Genomic DNA, 13,525 nt, shown 5'->3' on the forward strand with positions numbered 1-13,525 from the left:
CCTCCCTATTCATTTCAAAGTTTCGGCCTCAGGCCGCGCTTTTGCATACGGAAATATGATTGCTGCCCAGCCCGGTGACGGCGGAGACCGCCTCCATCACCGCCAGTCGCACCTGGGGATCATCCCCGCCGGGACATACCACCAGTGCCCCTCGGAACTGGGGAGCCACCGTCTGGAGGGGTACTACATCCTGACTGCCCGACCCCCGGCCCACCGTCACGGTGGTTGTGCTGCTGTCGCCCTGGCTTCCCTGTTCCTTGTCCTGGGCCAACACCTGGCGGCTGCTGCTCTGCAAGGACAATACCACCTGGGCCTCTCCGGCTCCCTGGATTTGGGAGATGGTATGGGCCAGCTTCTCTTCAAACGCCTCCAGATCAAATTCCTCCTGGACCGTCTCCTGGGTCGCGGACTCCGTTTTTTCTCCTCCCTGAGGCCATAGCAGCAGGACGATTCCAACCGCCACCACCAAAAGGACATAGCCATACCGCTCCAGCCCCTTCTTCCAGACAGACAGCCCTGGGGGCCATTGAAATTTCACGGTGATTCCTCCTTTGTTCCATACTGCTGGCGCTCCGGCGGCACCCCCAGATCCTCCTGGATCTGCTGGGTGAGCTGTTCCCGCTGCACGGAGGTCAAATCCCCTGTCACGGTGACCTGCCATGGAAGAAATGCCCCGTCCCCCTCCGGGGCACACAGCACTTCCACCTGACACTCTGCCCCCAACTGGGCCGCCTTGTCCACAATATATGCACTGCATTCCTCTTCTATGATGGTTTTCATCGTCTCATCCCGCTGCTGCTCCAGCTCTTGTACCTCCTCCTGAGGCTGCCAGCTCTCCAACCACTCTTCCGGCTCCACGCCCTTCAGACTGGCCAGAGGAGAAAGCAGGGCCGCCGCCATCACCAGCCCTGCCGTCAGCCGTCCCACCCGGCGCACCGGCCCAGGTGGGATCAGCCCCTGGGCCAGGGCGCACAGGATGGCCGCCGCCGTCACCGACAGCAGCCACTCGCGCAGCGCCCCTATCATGGCGCTACCGCCGAGACGGCGGACACAATGCTCAAAAGCAACATGAGGGCACAGCTGCCCGTCATACCCAGCAGCAAACCAAAGGCCCCGCCGATGCTGTCCATCAGAGCGCCCAACCGGGAGTGATCCACTGTCCCAGCCAGGGCGGCAGCCAGCTTATAGGCCAAGTAGTGGAGGGCCAGCTGCAAAAATGGAGTCAGGCAGATGGCCAGCACCACCAGCATCCCTGCCACGCCCACCGTCCCTCGCAGTACACTGGTGCTGGCCAGGGCGCTTTCCGCCGCATCAGAGAGGATACCTCCCACCACAGGCACCGCCCGGGAGATGGTCATGCGGGCGGTCTTTACCACCGCCGCGTCCACCGACCCAGCGATAGCCCCGCTGGCGGTGAGGTAGCCGGTAAAAGCCAGCAGCATGGCGGTGAGGAAAAAGACCGCTGTCCCCCGCACCAGCCCGGCCAGTTTTCCCAGTCCTCCGTTGCCCAGGGCGGCCTGGGCACAGGACAGGGCGATGTAGGTGTATACCAAAGGCACCAACAGGCTGTCCACCGCGGTGATGAGCAGGTCAGAGAAGAGGACCGTCACCCCTTGTCGCACGGCCGCCCCGGTCACCGAGCCGGTGGCAGCGGTAAGCGTAGCCATGGCAGGGAGAATAAGGTCGGCAAAGTCCCCCATCTTGGAGATAGTTTCCCGCCCCAATCCCACCATGGTGGTCATATCGCTCACCGTCAGAGCGGTGATAGCCAGCGCTCCCGCCAGTTCCACCGCTCCCAGTCCCACGGGCTTGTCCTCCTCCAGCCCCTGCGCCAGGCCGCACAGCAGTACCACCGCCAGCAGCTTCAATGCAGTGCCCAGACTGTGGCGCAGCAATCCACCCAACTGATCCACGGCCGCTTCCAGCAGATTCTGTACCCCTTGGCCCAGTCCCCCGTCCGTGGACACGCCATAATCCTGGGCGCTCTCCAGCACCTGGTCGGCCTGAGAGAAGGAGATATCCACGCCGCATACCGGCAGCACGGTCAGAGGTAACAGTACCAACAAAGCCAAGATCCGCACCTTCACATCAGCATCCCCTCCATCATCTTCAGTACTCCTCCCACCAGAGGCAGAGAGACTGCCAAGGCTAAAATGGTTCCCGCCGTCTCCACAAAGGCGGCCACACCGCTCTCCCCCGCGCTTTTGCACACCTCTGCGGTCAGCCGGGTGAGGATGGACAGAACCACCGTTTTAAAGACAGGCTCAATTAACCAGTCCTCCAGCCCTGCCAGCTCACACAGCCATTTCATCCAATCCGTCACCAGCTTCAGGCTGTCCGCCACCGTCCACAGAACCCAAATTCCTGCCGCCAGCGCCAGCAGGAAACCCAGTTCAGGCGTGCCCCGGCGTACCACTGTGGCACACACAGCAGCAGTCACCGCTCCGGCGGCTACCTTGATCATCACCTCTATCATAGCTGAAACAGAGTTTTGACCAGGGCAAACAGATCGGCGATCTCCTGCACCACCATCATCAGCACCACCACCAGCCCCGCCAAGGTGGTCATCATGGCCTGCTCGTCCCGCCCCGCCCTGCTCAGCACCTGATTGAGCACCGCCACCAGAATGCCGATGGCGGCAATTTTAAAGATCATATCCACATCCATACCCATGCCCTCTTTCGTGATCTTATCCCATTACAGCAGCAAAATCACAAGAAACGCGCCGCCGGACAACCCCAAAGCCTGATAGACCCGACCCAGACGCCGCCGCTCCTCCTGGGCTCGCTGCTCCTCCCGCTCCAGGGCCTGCCTAGCGTGCTCCAGCGCCTTCCGCTGGCTGTCCGCTTCGTACCGGCCCAGCACCTCCCCCAGAGGCAGCAGAGCAGCCCGACTATCCAGGGAAAGAAGTTCCAGCTCGTCCACCGCCTGCCGCCAGCTCTCCCCAAAAGGAACCTGGTCCAGCCTGGCACAACCTTCGGCGCACCGTTGGAAAAAGCCGGCCGCCGGCTGGGCACACCGCCGTGCCAGGGCCGCCATCAGCTCGGGCAGGGCCGCCCCCCGCTCCCACAGTTCCCGCTCCAGAAGCTCCAACCCGGCTATCATGGCCTGCACCGCCCGCAGGCGCTTTGTCAGCCCGGAGGCCGCGCTCAACCCCAGCCATCCACTTCCCGCTGCCACCAGCACTGCTCCCACCAGCTTCCACATCTACGCCAACACCTCCACCTGATAGCTCCGCCGTCCGTGTTCCGTATGGATCAACAGCAGCCGCTCAAATACCTTGGCCGCCATCAGCTCCCGATACAGGGGGCGGCGGGACAGATCTTCCCGATCTCTGCCGTGAGCGGTGGCCAGCAGCTTCACCCCACACCCCGCCGCGGAAATGAGGGCGGCCACGTCCTCCGGAGCGGTGATCTCATCCGCCGCCAACACCTGGGGATTCATGGCCCGCAGCAGCATCATGAGCGCCTGGGCCTTAGGACAGCCCTCCAGCACGTCGGTGCGCTCCCCCACATCCAACTGAGGCACCCCGTTCCACAGGGCGGCCACCTCTCCCCGCTCATCCGCCACCGCCACCCGCTGAGGGGCCATCCCCTCCCCGTGGGAGACCATGCGGATGAGATCCCGGAGCAAGGTGGTCTTGCCCGCCCCCGGCGGCGCCAGGATCAAGGTGCTGCAAAACGCTCCACTCTGTCCCAGCAGCTTTTGTGCTACCGGCGCAGCTGCCCCGGTTACCTGCCGAGCCACCCGGATGGCCGCCGAGGACAGCCGCCCCAGGCCGTGGATCTGGCCGTCCCGCAGTACCGGTGTGCCGCACAGTCCCACCCGGTGCCCCCCCTCCACGGTCAGGTAGCCCCGGCGGAGCTGGTCAGCCACCGTATGGACGGAGGCCCGGCTGGCCAGCTCCAGCAAATGCTCCAGATCCCGGCCAGTCACCGGGTTTGTCCCCAGAGACAGCTCCCCCTGGGGAAACACCACCGTTACGGGATGTCCGATCCGCAGACGAAGCTCCTCCGCTCTGCCCTGCTTGTCCTCCGGAAGATCAAGAGCCCCCCCCCGCAGAGACAGAGGCAATACCTGGGCCGCTTGCCGGTAGGCCTGACCGTTGTCCATTCTCATTGGTACTCACCGCCTTCGCTTTGTTCCCTACACGTTATGTGGACTGGAGCACAGTTATGACAACAAAAAAGCGCCCCTGGCCAAAGCCAGGGGCGCAAAATCGGTGGTATTTTACTGTTTTCCGTGCTGTTTCGCCGCGTACAGGGTGTTCTCCATCAGCATGGCCCGGGTCATGGGACCAACGCCGCCCGGAACGGGGGTGATGTAGGAGGCCCGCTGGGCAGCTTCCTCAAAGACCACATCGCCGCACAGCTTGCCCGCCTCGTTGCGGTTCATGGCCACATCTACGACCACGGCTCCCTCCTTCACCATGTCGCCGGTGATGAGGCCTACCCGGCCTGCCGCTGCCACCAGGATATCCGCCCGCAGGCACTCCGCCTTCAGGTCGGGGGTCTTGGTGTGGCAGACGGTAACGGTGGCATTCTCCCGCAGCATCAGCATAGCCTGGGGCTTGCCCACAATATTAGAGCGGCCCACGATCACGCAGTGCTTGCCCGCAGGGTCAATGCCGTACTCCTTCAGCATGCGCATGACGCCCGCAGGGGTACAGGGCTGGAAGCCCTGCTCGCCGATCATCAGCTGCCCCACATTAAAGGGATGGAAGCAGTCCACATCCTTGTCGGGACGGATGGCCAGCAGTACTTCTTTCTCATTGAGGTGGCGGGGCAGAGGCAGCTGGACCAGGATACCGTCAATGTCCTCCCGGCCATTGAGGGTCTCCACCAGTTCCAGCAGCTCCTGCTGGGTGGTTTCCGCCGGGATGGCATACTCCTCGCTGTAAATGCCGCACTCGGCGCAGTCCTTCTTCTTTCCGTTTACGTACACACGGGAGGCGGGGTTATCTCCCACCAGCACCACAGCCAGGCCGGGCTTGCGCTCCATGCCCGCCACCTGGGCCGCTACTTCCTCCTTCACCTTGGCCGCCAAGGCCTTGCCGTCCATATGAATGGCCGCCATGTTCAGTCCTCCTTTGTCTCTTCCGCCTGCTCCTGCTGAGCCTTAAGGCGGTTTACGTAAAGATTGTTCTTGTCGTGGGGGCGGAAGCGGTTGTACAGCAGGATTCCGCCTGCCACCACAAAGCAAACCGCCGCCACCAGCTGAGATACCCGGATGGAGCTGCCTACAAACAGGTAAAGGCTGTCAGTACGCAGGCCTTCGATCCAGGCCCGGCCCAGACCGTACCAGGCCAGGTAGAACAGGAAGCACTCTCCGTCGTAGCGCCGCCACTTCTTCCCCAGGAAATACACCAGGATAAGGCCCACAAAGTTCCAGGCCGACTCATAGAAAAAGGTGGGGTGGACGCCCAGCGTGCCGCTGAGAATTGCCTCATAGCCCGCCTGGTCCACATAGCCCTTGGAGAACATCTCGGCAGCAATGGACTCAGAGCACATCCGCCAGGGCAGCGTGGTCGCGCTGCCATAGGCCTCCACATTCATAAAGTTGCCCCACCGGCCGATGAGCTGGCCGATGAACAGGCCGTGGACGCCAACATCGGCAAAGGCCAGGAAATTGATCTTCCGTACCTTACAGAAAATGAGCAGGACGATAACCGAGGAAATAATGGCTCCGTAGATCGCCAAGCCACCATCACTGTAACGCAGGATGGCCGCCCAGTCCAGAGAGCCATCCTCCCGCTGGTATAGGCTCAGATTGAAGATCACATAGTAGGCCCGGATGGCCACCAGGGCCGCCGGAACAGCAAAGAGCATCATATCCAGAATGTGGTCGGGCACAATACCGAACCGAGGCGCCCACCGCATACACAGGTAGACCGCCAGCAACAGACCGGAGACAATAATGATGCCGTACCAGTAAACAGGCCGGTCAATAATAGGGATGGTGAAGGCCACCCGGTTCAGGGTAAACTCCAGTCCCAGACCGGGGAAGGTCACTACATGGGTCATTTCGCTTCCTCCTCTCCCGGACGGACCACCGACAGGGCCGTGCGCTCCGGCGTCACCCAGCGGGCAATCAGGTTTTCCACATCTGCCTTTTCAATGGTGTCAAACAGGCGGGGGAAATCCAGCAGATCGGACCCGGCAAAAAAGCTCTGGGCCTGACCTACGCACAGGTTTTCAAAAGAATTGAGGCTGCGCACCTTGCCGCCGTAGCTGCCCTTTTTGATACGCCGCCACAGGTCAGGGTCTACTCCCTCCCGAACGATACGTTCTGCCTCCTGTTGCACCGCCTGGCGCACCGCCTCCGGGTCCTTGGACTCGCCTCCGGCAGCCAGGAAGGCCGCGCCGGGCACCGCCTCGTAGCCGTAGGAGAAATTGCGGTTAATGAGCCCCTCCCGGTAGAGCCGGGCATACAGGGGAGTGGAGTTGCCCAGCAGGGCCTCGCAGGCCAGCTCACCCAGCAGCTCCTGCCGAGCGCCTGCCTCGCCCCGCTGGGGGGCATCGCCCTTATAGCCCAGCTGGAAGATGGGGATGGACACCTCCATGGCCTCTTGAATCAAAGGCTGCGCCACCTGCTCCGGCTCCTGAGGACCGTAATCCCGTCCGGCAATAGGTCCCGCTTCTTTGGGCAGAATCTCCCGGGCAATGTCGCAGATTTTTTCCGCCTCCACGGGACCTGCCACGCACAGGACCATATTGGCCGGGTCGTAGAAAGCCTTGTGGCAGGCGTAAAGGGTCTCGGGAGTGATCTCAGCGATGGACTCCACACTGCCCGCCACGCTCAGGCGGATGGGGTGGTGCTGGTACAGAGCGGCCATCAGGTTGGTAAATACCTTCCAGTCCGGGTTGTCCTGAATCATGCCGATCTCCTGGCCGATGATGCCCCGCTCCTTGTCCACACTCTCCTGGGTAAACCAGGGCTGGGAGACAAAGGAGAGGAGAATACGCAGATTTTCCTCAAACTTCTCGGTGGATTCAAAATAGTATCCGGTAATGGCGCTGGAGGTAAATGCGTTGGGGCTGGCTCCGTTGGCCGCCAGATCCTGGAGGGCATTGCCCTCCTTGGTGTCGAACATCTTGTGCTCCAGATAGTGGGCCACTCCGGCCGGGCTGTCCGTCCACACCCCGTACAGGCAGAAGCGCACATCCATGCCCCCGTAGTTGGTGGCAAAGAAGGCATAGCCCTTTTGAAACTCCGGCTTGGGGAAGACACACACGGTCAGGCCGTTTTCCAGCTTTTCGCGGTACATCCGCTCCCCTACCCGGTCAAATGTCAGCTGTTCCATGTCAGCCCTCCCGTCCTCTCAGGAAATAAATGGTGTCCAGTTCCAGCTTTCGCGCTGCGGCGGCTACCTGCTCCCGGGTGACCCGGCGGATACCCTCCACCAGCTCCTCGATGCCGATATCCAGACCTGCCGCGCTCTGGCCCAGCCAGAACTCCTCCAGCCGCCCCTGGTCGTCCAGGGTGCTGCGGTGACCGTTTATCAGGATGCTACGGGTCCCCTCCAGCTCCCAGTCTTCGATCTCTCCCCGGCGGATGGACTCCAGCTGGGCCAGGATCTCCTCCCGGGCAGTGTCGTACTTATCAAACTCAATGCCCGAGGACACCAGCAGCAGCCCCTTCATCTTCTCCAGGGTGGAGCTGGCATAGTAACAGAGAGACAGCTTCTCTCTTACATTTAAAAACAGCCGGGACATGGTGGTGCCGCCGAACAGGGCGTTCAGGACGGTCAAGGCGGGGTAGTCCTCCTCCCAGCAGGTAATACCGCCGGTACGGAAGCCCATGGCCAGCTTGCCCTGGGTCACGTCCAGCCGATCCTCCACATACCGGGGCTCTGTACCGGCATGGAGGGCTACCTCACACTCCGGACACAAACGCTCCCGCGCCTGCGGCAGTCCGGCCAGAGCCTGGCGCATGGCCTGCTCCACCCGCTCCGGCTTGGCGGAGCCGCAGTAGTAGAGCTCAATTTGGGCCGAGGCGAGCAGGGTTTGATACCGCTCCCACAGGCTCTGGGGGGTGATGGTCTCCACGTGGGCCACGTCGCCCAGCTTGTCGACCCCGAAGGCCTCCTCCCGACACATCTCCTCCACCAGACGGTGGGTGGCATAGCGGCGCTTATCATTCATCTGACCCCGAATCCGGGCAATGAGGTTCTCCTTTTCTCCCCGGACATAATCCGGGCAAAAACAGCCGTTCTGGGTATAGGGCCGCAGCAGCAGCTCTCCCAGCAGGGCAGCCGCCCCCTCCAGAACCGTCTCTCCCTCCAGGGTATAGGCGTCGTCCAGGAAGCTGGCCACAAAACCCACGCACTGGGTCTCGCCCTTTTTCCGCACCACCGGTTCGATGGCGCCGCCGTACAGCTCGTCCAGAGCCGCGGACAAGGACTCCAGGTCGGGGTGGTCCGCCGTACCCTGGCGCAGCACCGTAGGGATCAGGGCGTTCTCCGAGGCCGTCTCCGCCTCCAGAGGGGTCAATAGGGTCACCGACAGGTAGGCACTTTTGAACTTGCCCGTGTGGATGCTCCGCAGCCACACTCCGGGCATCAGCTCCCGCCGTGTTACTTCACTCATGATCAAATAGTTCCTTTCTTATGGGATCTCTCAGCGTTTTGCTTATGGCCGTTTCTGATCGTGGAAATTATCATACCATGCTTTTAGTGGAAAAGCAAAACTTTCCTCTGCCCCGCCTGCCTCCCATTCTGCCCCCGCTCTCGGGGAATATACCAAAAAACGCCCCGGTTTCTAACCATTTTTCAGGTTGACAAACGAGGGCAAATATGGTATGATTCCGCTTGTAAAGTTTTTGAACTTTACATTATTACGAGAGGAGGCCTCCCTTTGAAGAGTCAGGCATACCGTATGGCTCTGCTGTACGACTTTTACGGCGATGTGCTCACCGAGCGCCAGAAGGAATTTTATGACCTCTACTACAATGAGGACCTCTCTCTGGCTGAGATCGCGGAAAACAACGGCATCACCCGCCAGGGTGTGCGGGATGTGATCGTCCGGGCGGAGGGTATCCTCACCGACCTGGAGGACAAAACCGGTCTCATCAAGCGTTTCCATGCCATGCAAAAGCAGCTGCAGGAAATCAAGCAGGCTGCTGGCGAAATTCTGGAGCGCTCCCATCGCTACGACGACCCCCAGCTGGAGGCCCTGGCTGTGAAGATCCAGGACATTGCCAAGCTGATGGAGAAGGAGTAACCCATGGCATTTGAAGGACTGACCGAAAAGCTCTCTGCCGCCTTTAAAAAGCTGCGGGGCAAGGGACGGCTGTCCGAGGCCGACGTAAAGGAGGCCATGCGGGAAATCCGTCTGGCTCTGCTGGAGGCCGACGTCAGCTACAAGGTGGTCAAGCAGTTCATTGCCCAGGTCACCGAAAAAGCGGTTGGCGCCGACGTGCTGGAGGCCCTGTCTCCCGCCCAGATGATCATCAAGATCGTCAACCAGGAGCTCACCGACCTGATGGGCGGCACCAGCGCCAAGCTGGAGATCGCCTCCAAGCCCCCCACCATTGTGATGATGGTAGGTCTTCAGGGCGCAGGCAAGACTACCAACTGTGCTAAGCTGGCCGGTCTCATGAAAAAGCAAAACGGCAAGCGGCCTTTGCTGGCCGCCTGTGATATCTACCGCCCCGCCGCCATCAAGCAGTTGGAGGTTGTGGGCCAGCAGCTGGATCTGCCCGTCTTCCAGATGGGCCAGGCCAATCCGGTAGACATTGCCAAGGCCGCCATCGCTCACGCCAAGGAGCACGGAAACGACATGGTGTTTCTGGACACCGCCGGCCGCCTCCATGTGGACGAGGAACTGATGGACGAGCTGCGTGCCATCAAGGCCGCTGTGGAGCCCACCGAGATTCTCTTGGTGGTGGACGCCATGATCGGTCAGGACGCAGTGAATGCCGCCAAGGCTTTCGACGACGCCCTGGACATTGACGGCGTGGTGCTCACCAAGCTGGACGGCGACGCCCGAGGCGGTGCCGCTCTCTCTATCAAGGCAGTCACCGGCAAGCCCATCAAATTTGTGGGCGTGGGTGAGAAGCTGGACCAGATTGAGGTCTTCCACCCCGACCGAATGGCCAGCCGAATCCTGGGCATGGGCGATATGCTCTCCCTCATTGAGAAGGCAGAGCAGAACTTCGACCGCCAGAAAGCCCTGGAGATGCAGGAGAAGCTGCGGAAAAACAAGTTTACTCTCACTGATTTCTATGAGCAGATGGCTCAGATCAAAAATATGGGCTCTCTCAGCGACCTGGCCGGGATGCTCCCCGGCGTGAAGGCCTCCGACCTGGAGGGAGCCAACATGGATGACGGTATGCTCAAGCAGATGGAAGCCATCATCCTGTCCATGACCCCCTATGAGCGGGAAAACCCCAGCTGTCTCAACTCCAACCGTAAAAAGCGCATTGCCGCCGGTTCCGGCACTCAGGTGGTGGATGTAAACCGCCTGCTCAAGCAGTTTGAGATGCTCCAGCTCATCACCAAGCAGTTCTCCGGCGGAAAAATGCCCCGGAACATGCGCAAGCTGATGGGCAAAAAGGGCGGCTTCCCCGGAATGGGCGGCGGAATGCCCGGCCTGCCCTTCTAACCTTTCCCTGTTGGTGAAGCGTGGTACACGCTTTCCATATATGAAACAAATTCTTTGGAGGTGAATATAAATGGTCAAGATCAGACTGCGCCGTATGGGCGCGAAGAAGGCTCCCTTCTACCGCATCGTGGTGGCTGACTCCCGCTATCCCCGTGACGGCCGTTTCATCGAGGAGATCGGCACTTACAATCCCGTCGTCAACCCCGCTGAACTGAAGGTGGACGTGGACCGCGCTCAGGCCTGGATCAAGACCGGCGCTCAGCCCACTGAGACCGTTCGTGATCTGCTGAAAAAAGCCGGCGCACTTTAAGGCTGGAGGTCTTGCACAATGAAAGAGCTTCTGACCTATGTGGCCCGGAATCTGGTGGATCATCCGGAGCAGGTCTCCGTTACGGAGATCGATGCCGACGGCGAGACCATTCTGGAGCTGCGTGTGGCTCCGGAGGACACCGGCAAGGTGATCGGTCGCCAGGGCCGCATCGCCAAAGAGATCCGCACATTGATTCGCTCCGTGGCCCAGCGGTCCGGTAAGCGCGTCTCGGTGGAGATCGTCGATTAAAGGGCTTTGCCCCAAAAACGTCTGGCGCAGGAATTCCTGCGCCAGTGTTTTTATCCCAAAGGAGGTACCCGCGGATGAAAGAACAGTATTTGGAAGTGGGAAAGATCACCAACGTCCATGGTTTGATGGGCGAGGTGCGGGTCCAGCCCTGGGCCGACTCCCCCGACTTTCTGTGCCGTTTTAAGACCCTTTATGTGGACAAGACCCACTGGCCCATCGAAGTAGAGCGGGCCCGGGTTCATAAGAATATGGTCATCATCAAGTTCCACGGAGTCACCGATGTAAACGGCGCTCTTGCCATGCGCAACGCCATTCTTTACATCGACCGCGACGACGCCAATCTCCCCAAGGGGAGCTTCTTCCTGGCCGACATCTACGGCCTGGAGGTACGGGATGCTCAGACTGATGAGGTGCTGGGCAAGGTAGATGATATCCTTACTCCCCCCGCCAACAACGTGTATGTGGTTCGGGGCGGCAAGCGTGAAATCATGATCCCGGCCGTGGATCAGTTCGTCAAGGAGATCAACGTGGACGAGGGCTATATGAAAGTGGCCCTCATTGAAGGCATGTAAAAGAAGCGCTTCCCGATGGGAAGCGCTTCTTTTTTACTCTTGGATCTGGACAGGCACGCCGTTGAGCTCTACGCCCTCCTCCACCCGCACCAGGATGTACTTTACCCCATTGAGCACCCGGGTCTGGACCAGGTCACTGCGGTCGGGGTTTACCTTAATGGTCACATCGGCGGTCTTCAGTTCCACCCGTTTGGGATCCACCAGATTCCGGGGGCTGAGCTGGGCGTCCGCGCCGAAGGCCTCGTCGTACTTTCCCTCAAAGGCATCCATATGTTCCTGCGAAACCCCGTTGGCTGACAGAGCCTGACGCACTTCCCGCTTGCCCACCACCAGAGGCTGGGGCTCGTGGCTCTCCTTGTGGTCCTCCATCAGGCCACACAGCTGATCGTGGACCGCCTGGACCACCTCGTAGCTGCACTCCTCCCCCAGGGTGTCAGAGAGCACCGAGGCAAAGGTGGCCTTCTGGGTCTCGGCAGGCATGGGAGCCGGGGTGTGGAACAGGGCATCGATCAGGGCCTCATGGACGTCCTGCACGTCTTTGGAATAGTACAGGGCGTTATAGAGATTGGTGCTGCGGTCGTCAAAGGCAGGGAACAGGAAGCCCATCTCGGGCTGGGCTACCACCCAGTCGGGAGACAGGTTGTGGAACTGGTTTTCCTGTACCGAGTAGCTGAGAGCCGGCTTGGTCTCCTTGATGGGGCAGATGCTGCACAGGATGTAGGAGTAGACTTCTGCGGAGCTATCCTCCAATTCCTCCCCGTCCTTAGCTTTGTAAGGCACATCGTAGGCGTCGTGGACCAGGAGGACCAGATAGTTGGTCTCCATCTCCACTGCTCCAATGACCTTCTGGAAAAATTCCTGCACTGCCTCCTCGTCCTGGAGCTGAGAATTACGCAGGGTCATGAGCAGCTTGTGCTCTGCCCCGCTTACCACCTGCTGGGTCTCAAAGGTGATGTCCAACAGGTTCTTGCCCAGGGTCCCCGACAGAGTCTTTTTCAGCAGGCCCAGGATCTTCTCATTCTCCTCCTGGGTCATGACTCCAAGAGACTGGTCAAACTGAGAGATGATCTCCCCGTTTTGATTCACATAGCACCCACGTACGTGGGAAATGCCGCTCCGGTCCTGCCGGAAGCGCCGGCGGAGCTCCGCCACTTCTTTTTCGTTCATAGGGTTTCCTTTCCTTGGTATCCCGGCCGGAGCGCCGGGCATCTTTTGTCTCGCGGAGCCCATTATACCACAAAACCGCTCTCCCGGGACGTGGAATTTGTCTGTCCCTTGCTTTTTCCGAAAATCGGGGTACAATATATTTGAGGTGTTGTATGATGAAAATCGCGGTAACTTACGAAAACGGCCAGGTGTTCCAGCACTTCGGCCACTGCGAACAGTTTAAACTCTATGATGTCCAGGACGGCCAGGTGGTTTCCTCCCAGGTGGTCAGCGCCATCGGCAGCGGCCACGGCGCCTTGGCTGGGTTCCTTCAGCAGCATCAGGTGGACACCCTGATCTGCGGCGGCATCGGCGGCGGCGCCCGCACTGCCCTGGCCGAGGCGGGCATTCAGCTCTACCCCGGTGTCTCCGGCGACGCAGACAGCAAGGTAGCTGACCTGCTGGCGGGCAAGCTGGCCTTCGATCCCGACACCCAGTGCAGCCACCACCACGGCGAGGACCACAACTGTGGAAACCACATCTGCGGTGAAGATAAGCACGGCTGTGCTGGAAACCACTGATCCTTTTCTTGAAAGAAAAGGACCAAAAGAACTTTCTGCGAAACTTCGTTTCGCCCCGTTGTC

General features: G+C 60.4%; 18 protein-coding genes. 6 read left to right on the forward strand and 12 right to left on the reverse strand.

The genetic code is table 11. The features are described 5' to 3' along the window. Window positions 1-28: 28 nt before the first annotated feature. The 11 genes from ACEVJL_RS08150 to yfmF all read right to left on the reverse strand — a co-directional run bounded on the left by ACEVJL_RS08150 (window position 29) and on the right by yfmF (window position 8,588). The gene (locus tag ACEVJL_RS08150; RefSeq protein ID WP_008980153.1) at window positions 29-538 is read right to left on the reverse strand and encodes a translation initiation factor IF-2; all 510 of its coding nucleotides are present in this window, start codon (window positions 536-538) and stop codon (window positions 29-31) included. Then, window positions 535-1,026 (reverse strand): hypothetical protein, encoded by a 492-nt coding sequence (locus ACEVJL_RS08155; RefSeq protein WP_008980152.1) that lies wholly within the window; start codon window positions 1,024-1,026, stop codon window positions 535-537. Before ACEVJL_RS08155 ends, ACEVJL_RS08150 begins: the two co-directional genes overlap by 4 nt. Continuing rightward, window positions 1,023-2,087, reverse strand: coding sequence for a stage III sporulation protein AE (locus tag ACEVJL_RS08160; protein ID WP_374737442.1), 1,065 nt, complete (start codon window positions 2,085-2,087; stop codon window positions 1,023-1,025). Before ACEVJL_RS08160 ends, ACEVJL_RS08155 begins: the two co-directional genes overlap by 4 nt. After that, window positions 2,084-2,464 (reverse strand): stage III sporulation AC/AD family protein, encoded by a 381-nt coding sequence (locus ACEVJL_RS08165; protein WP_302671012.1) that lies wholly within the window; start codon window positions 2,462-2,464, stop codon window positions 2,084-2,086. Before ACEVJL_RS08165 ends, ACEVJL_RS08160 begins: the two co-directional genes overlap by 4 nt. Before the next feature lie 8 nt (window positions 2,465-2,472). Then, a complete protein-coding gene (spoIIIAC, locus tag ACEVJL_RS08170) occupies window positions 2,473-2,667 on the reverse strand; it encodes a stage III sporulation protein AC (protein ID WP_289519387.1) in 195 nt (64 codons plus the stop codon). A gap of 30 nt (window positions 2,668-2,697) precedes the next feature. After that, window positions 2,698-3,207 carry a stage III sporulation protein AB gene (locus tag ACEVJL_RS08175; protein ID WP_374737443.1) on the reverse strand — a complete coding sequence of 170 codons (510 nt, stop codon included), beginning with the start codon at window positions 3,205-3,207 and terminating at the stop codon, window positions 2,698-2,700. After that, on the reverse strand, window positions 3,208-4,119 hold the full coding sequence (locus ACEVJL_RS08180; RefSeq protein ID WP_374737444.1) for a stage III sporulation protein AB: 912 nt from the start codon (window positions 4,117-4,119) through the stop codon (window positions 3,208-3,210). A 111-nt stretch (window positions 4,120-4,230) separates the two neighbouring features. Then, on the reverse strand, window positions 4,231-5,076 hold the full coding sequence (gene folD / locus ACEVJL_RS08185) for a bifunctional methylenetetrahydrofolate dehydrogenase/methenyltetrahydrofolate cyclohydrolase FolD (protein WP_235397537.1): 846 nt from the start codon (window positions 5,074-5,076) through the stop codon (window positions 4,231-4,233). 2 nt (window positions 5,077-5,078) lie between these two features. After that, on the reverse strand, window positions 5,079-6,023 hold the full coding sequence (gene lgt / locus ACEVJL_RS08190; protein ID WP_008980145.1) for a prolipoprotein diacylglyceryl transferase: 945 nt from the start codon (window positions 6,021-6,023) through the stop codon (window positions 5,079-5,081). Then, entirely contained in the window at window positions 6,020-7,303 is a 1,284-nt protein-coding gene (gene yfmH / locus ACEVJL_RS08195; RefSeq protein WP_374737445.1) for an EF-P 5-aminopentanol modification-associated protein YfmH, read from the reverse strand. Before yfmH ends, lgt begins: the two co-directional genes overlap by 4 nt. A gap of 1 nt (window position 7,304) precedes the next feature. Further along, window positions 7,305-8,588 carry an EF-P 5-aminopentanol modification-associated protein YfmF gene (gene yfmF / locus ACEVJL_RS08200; protein ID WP_374737446.1) on the reverse strand — a complete coding sequence of 428 codons (1,284 nt, stop codon included), beginning with the start codon at window positions 8,586-8,588 and terminating at the stop codon, window positions 7,305-7,307. Between the two features lie 267 nt (window positions 8,589-8,855). Here yfmF and ylxM point away from each other — a divergent pair, with 267 nt between their 5' ends. From ylxM to rimM, 5 genes are all read left to right on the forward strand, one after another. Beyond that, the gene (gene ylxM, locus ACEVJL_RS08205) at window positions 8,856-9,221 is read left to right on the forward strand and encodes a YlxM family DNA-binding protein (RefSeq protein WP_374737447.1); all 366 of its coding nucleotides are present in this window, start codon (window positions 8,856-8,858) and stop codon (window positions 9,219-9,221) included. Between the two features lie 3 nt (window positions 9,222-9,224). Beyond that, entirely contained in the window at window positions 9,225-10,604 is a 1,380-nt protein-coding gene (ffh, locus tag ACEVJL_RS08210; RefSeq protein WP_008980140.1) for a signal recognition particle protein, read from the forward strand. A gap of 70 nt (window positions 10,605-10,674) precedes the next feature. Beyond that, window positions 10,675-10,914 (forward strand): 30S ribosomal protein S16, encoded by a 240-nt coding sequence (rpsP, locus tag ACEVJL_RS08215; protein WP_008980139.1) that lies wholly within the window; start codon window positions 10,675-10,677, stop codon window positions 10,912-10,914. 18 nt (window positions 10,915-10,932) lie between these two features. Next, window positions 10,933-11,163 (forward strand): KH domain-containing protein, encoded by a 231-nt coding sequence (locus ACEVJL_RS08220; protein ID WP_008980138.1) that lies wholly within the window; start codon window positions 10,933-10,935, stop codon window positions 11,161-11,163. Between the two features lie 74 nt (window positions 11,164-11,237). Continuing rightward, window positions 11,238-11,735, forward strand: a complete 498-nt coding sequence (gene rimM / locus ACEVJL_RS08225; RefSeq protein ID WP_235397527.1) for a ribosome maturation factor RimM — start codon at window positions 11,238-11,240, stop codon at window positions 11,733-11,735. Between the two features lie 33 nt (window positions 11,736-11,768). Here rimM and ACEVJL_RS08230 read toward each other — a convergent pair whose 3' ends face one another. Continuing rightward, entirely contained in the window at window positions 11,769-12,902 is a 1,134-nt protein-coding gene (locus ACEVJL_RS08230) for a DUF4317 domain-containing protein (RefSeq protein ID WP_374737448.1), read from the reverse strand. A 155-nt stretch (window positions 12,903-13,057) separates the two neighbouring features. Between ACEVJL_RS08230 and ACEVJL_RS08235 the strand changes: the two genes are divergently transcribed. Then, entirely contained in the window at window positions 13,058-13,462 is a 405-nt protein-coding gene (locus ACEVJL_RS08235; RefSeq protein WP_235397525.1) for a NifB/NifX family molybdenum-iron cluster-binding protein, read from the forward strand. Window positions 13,463-13,525: the final 63 nt, after the last annotated feature.

The sequence above is a fragment of the Flintibacter porci genome (assembly GCF_041925195.1).
Taxonomy (GTDB): domain Bacteria; phylum Bacillota; class Clostridia; order Oscillospirales; family Oscillospiraceae; genus Lawsonibacter; species Lawsonibacter porci.

What these genes read in the sequence shown, in the direction of transcription:
- ffh (WP_008980140.1), top strand. Translation starts at nt 9,225, where the DNA reads ATGGCATTTGAAGGACTGACCGAAAAGCTCTCTGCCGCCTTTAAAAAG.
- ACEVJL_RS08220 (WP_008980138.1), top strand. Translation starts at nt 10,933, where the DNA reads ATGAAAGAGCTTCTGACCTATGTGGCCCGGAATCTGGTGGATCATCCG.
- ACEVJL_RS08155 (WP_008980152.1), bottom strand. Translation starts at nt 1,026, where the DNA reads ATGATAGGGGCGCTGCGCGAGTGGCTGCTGTCGGTGACGGCGGCGGCC.
- rpsP (WP_008980139.1), top strand. Translation starts at nt 10,675, where the DNA reads ATGGTCAAGATCAGACTGCGCCGTATGGGCGCGAAGAAGGCTCCCTTC.
- lgt (WP_008980145.1), bottom strand. Translation starts at nt 6,023, where the DNA reads ATGACCCATGTAGTGACCTTCCCCGGTCTGGGACTGGAGTTTACCCTG.
- yfmF (WP_374737446.1), bottom strand. Translation starts at nt 8,588, where the DNA reads ATGAGTGAAGTAACACGGCGGGAGCTGATGCCCGGAGTGTGGCTGCGG.
- ACEVJL_RS08230 (WP_374737448.1), bottom strand. Translation starts at nt 12,902, where the DNA reads ATGAACGAAAAAGAAGTGGCGGAGCTCCGCCGGCGCTTCCGGCAGGAC.
- folD (WP_235397537.1), bottom strand. Translation starts at nt 5,076, where the DNA reads ATGGCGGCCATTCATATGGACGGCAAGGCCTTGGCGGCCAAGGTGAAG.
- ACEVJL_RS08180 (WP_374737444.1), bottom strand. Translation starts at nt 4,119, where the DNA reads ATGAGAATGGACAACGGTCAGGCCTACCGGCAAGCGGCCCAGGTATTG.
- ACEVJL_RS08235 (WP_235397525.1), top strand. Translation starts at nt 13,058, where the DNA reads ATGAAAATCGCGGTAACTTACGAAAACGGCCAGGTGTTCCAGCACTTC.
- spoIIIAC (WP_289519387.1), bottom strand. Translation starts at nt 2,667, where the DNA reads ATGGATGTGGATATGATCTTTAAAATTGCCGCCATCGGCATTCTGGTG.
- rimM (WP_235397527.1), top strand. Translation starts at nt 11,238, where the DNA reads ATGAAAGAACAGTATTTGGAAGTGGGAAAGATCACCAACGTCCATGGT.
- yfmH (WP_374737445.1), bottom strand. Translation starts at nt 7,303, where the DNA reads ATGGAACAGCTGACATTTGACCGGGTAGGGGAGCGGATGTACCGCGAA.
- ACEVJL_RS08175 (WP_374737443.1), bottom strand. Translation starts at nt 3,207, where the DNA reads ATGTGGAAGCTGGTGGGAGCAGTGCTGGTGGCAGCGGGAAGTGGATGG.
- ACEVJL_RS08165 (WP_302671012.1), bottom strand. Translation starts at nt 2,464, where the DNA reads ATGATCAAGGTAGCCGCCGGAGCGGTGACTGCTGCTGTGTGTGCCACA.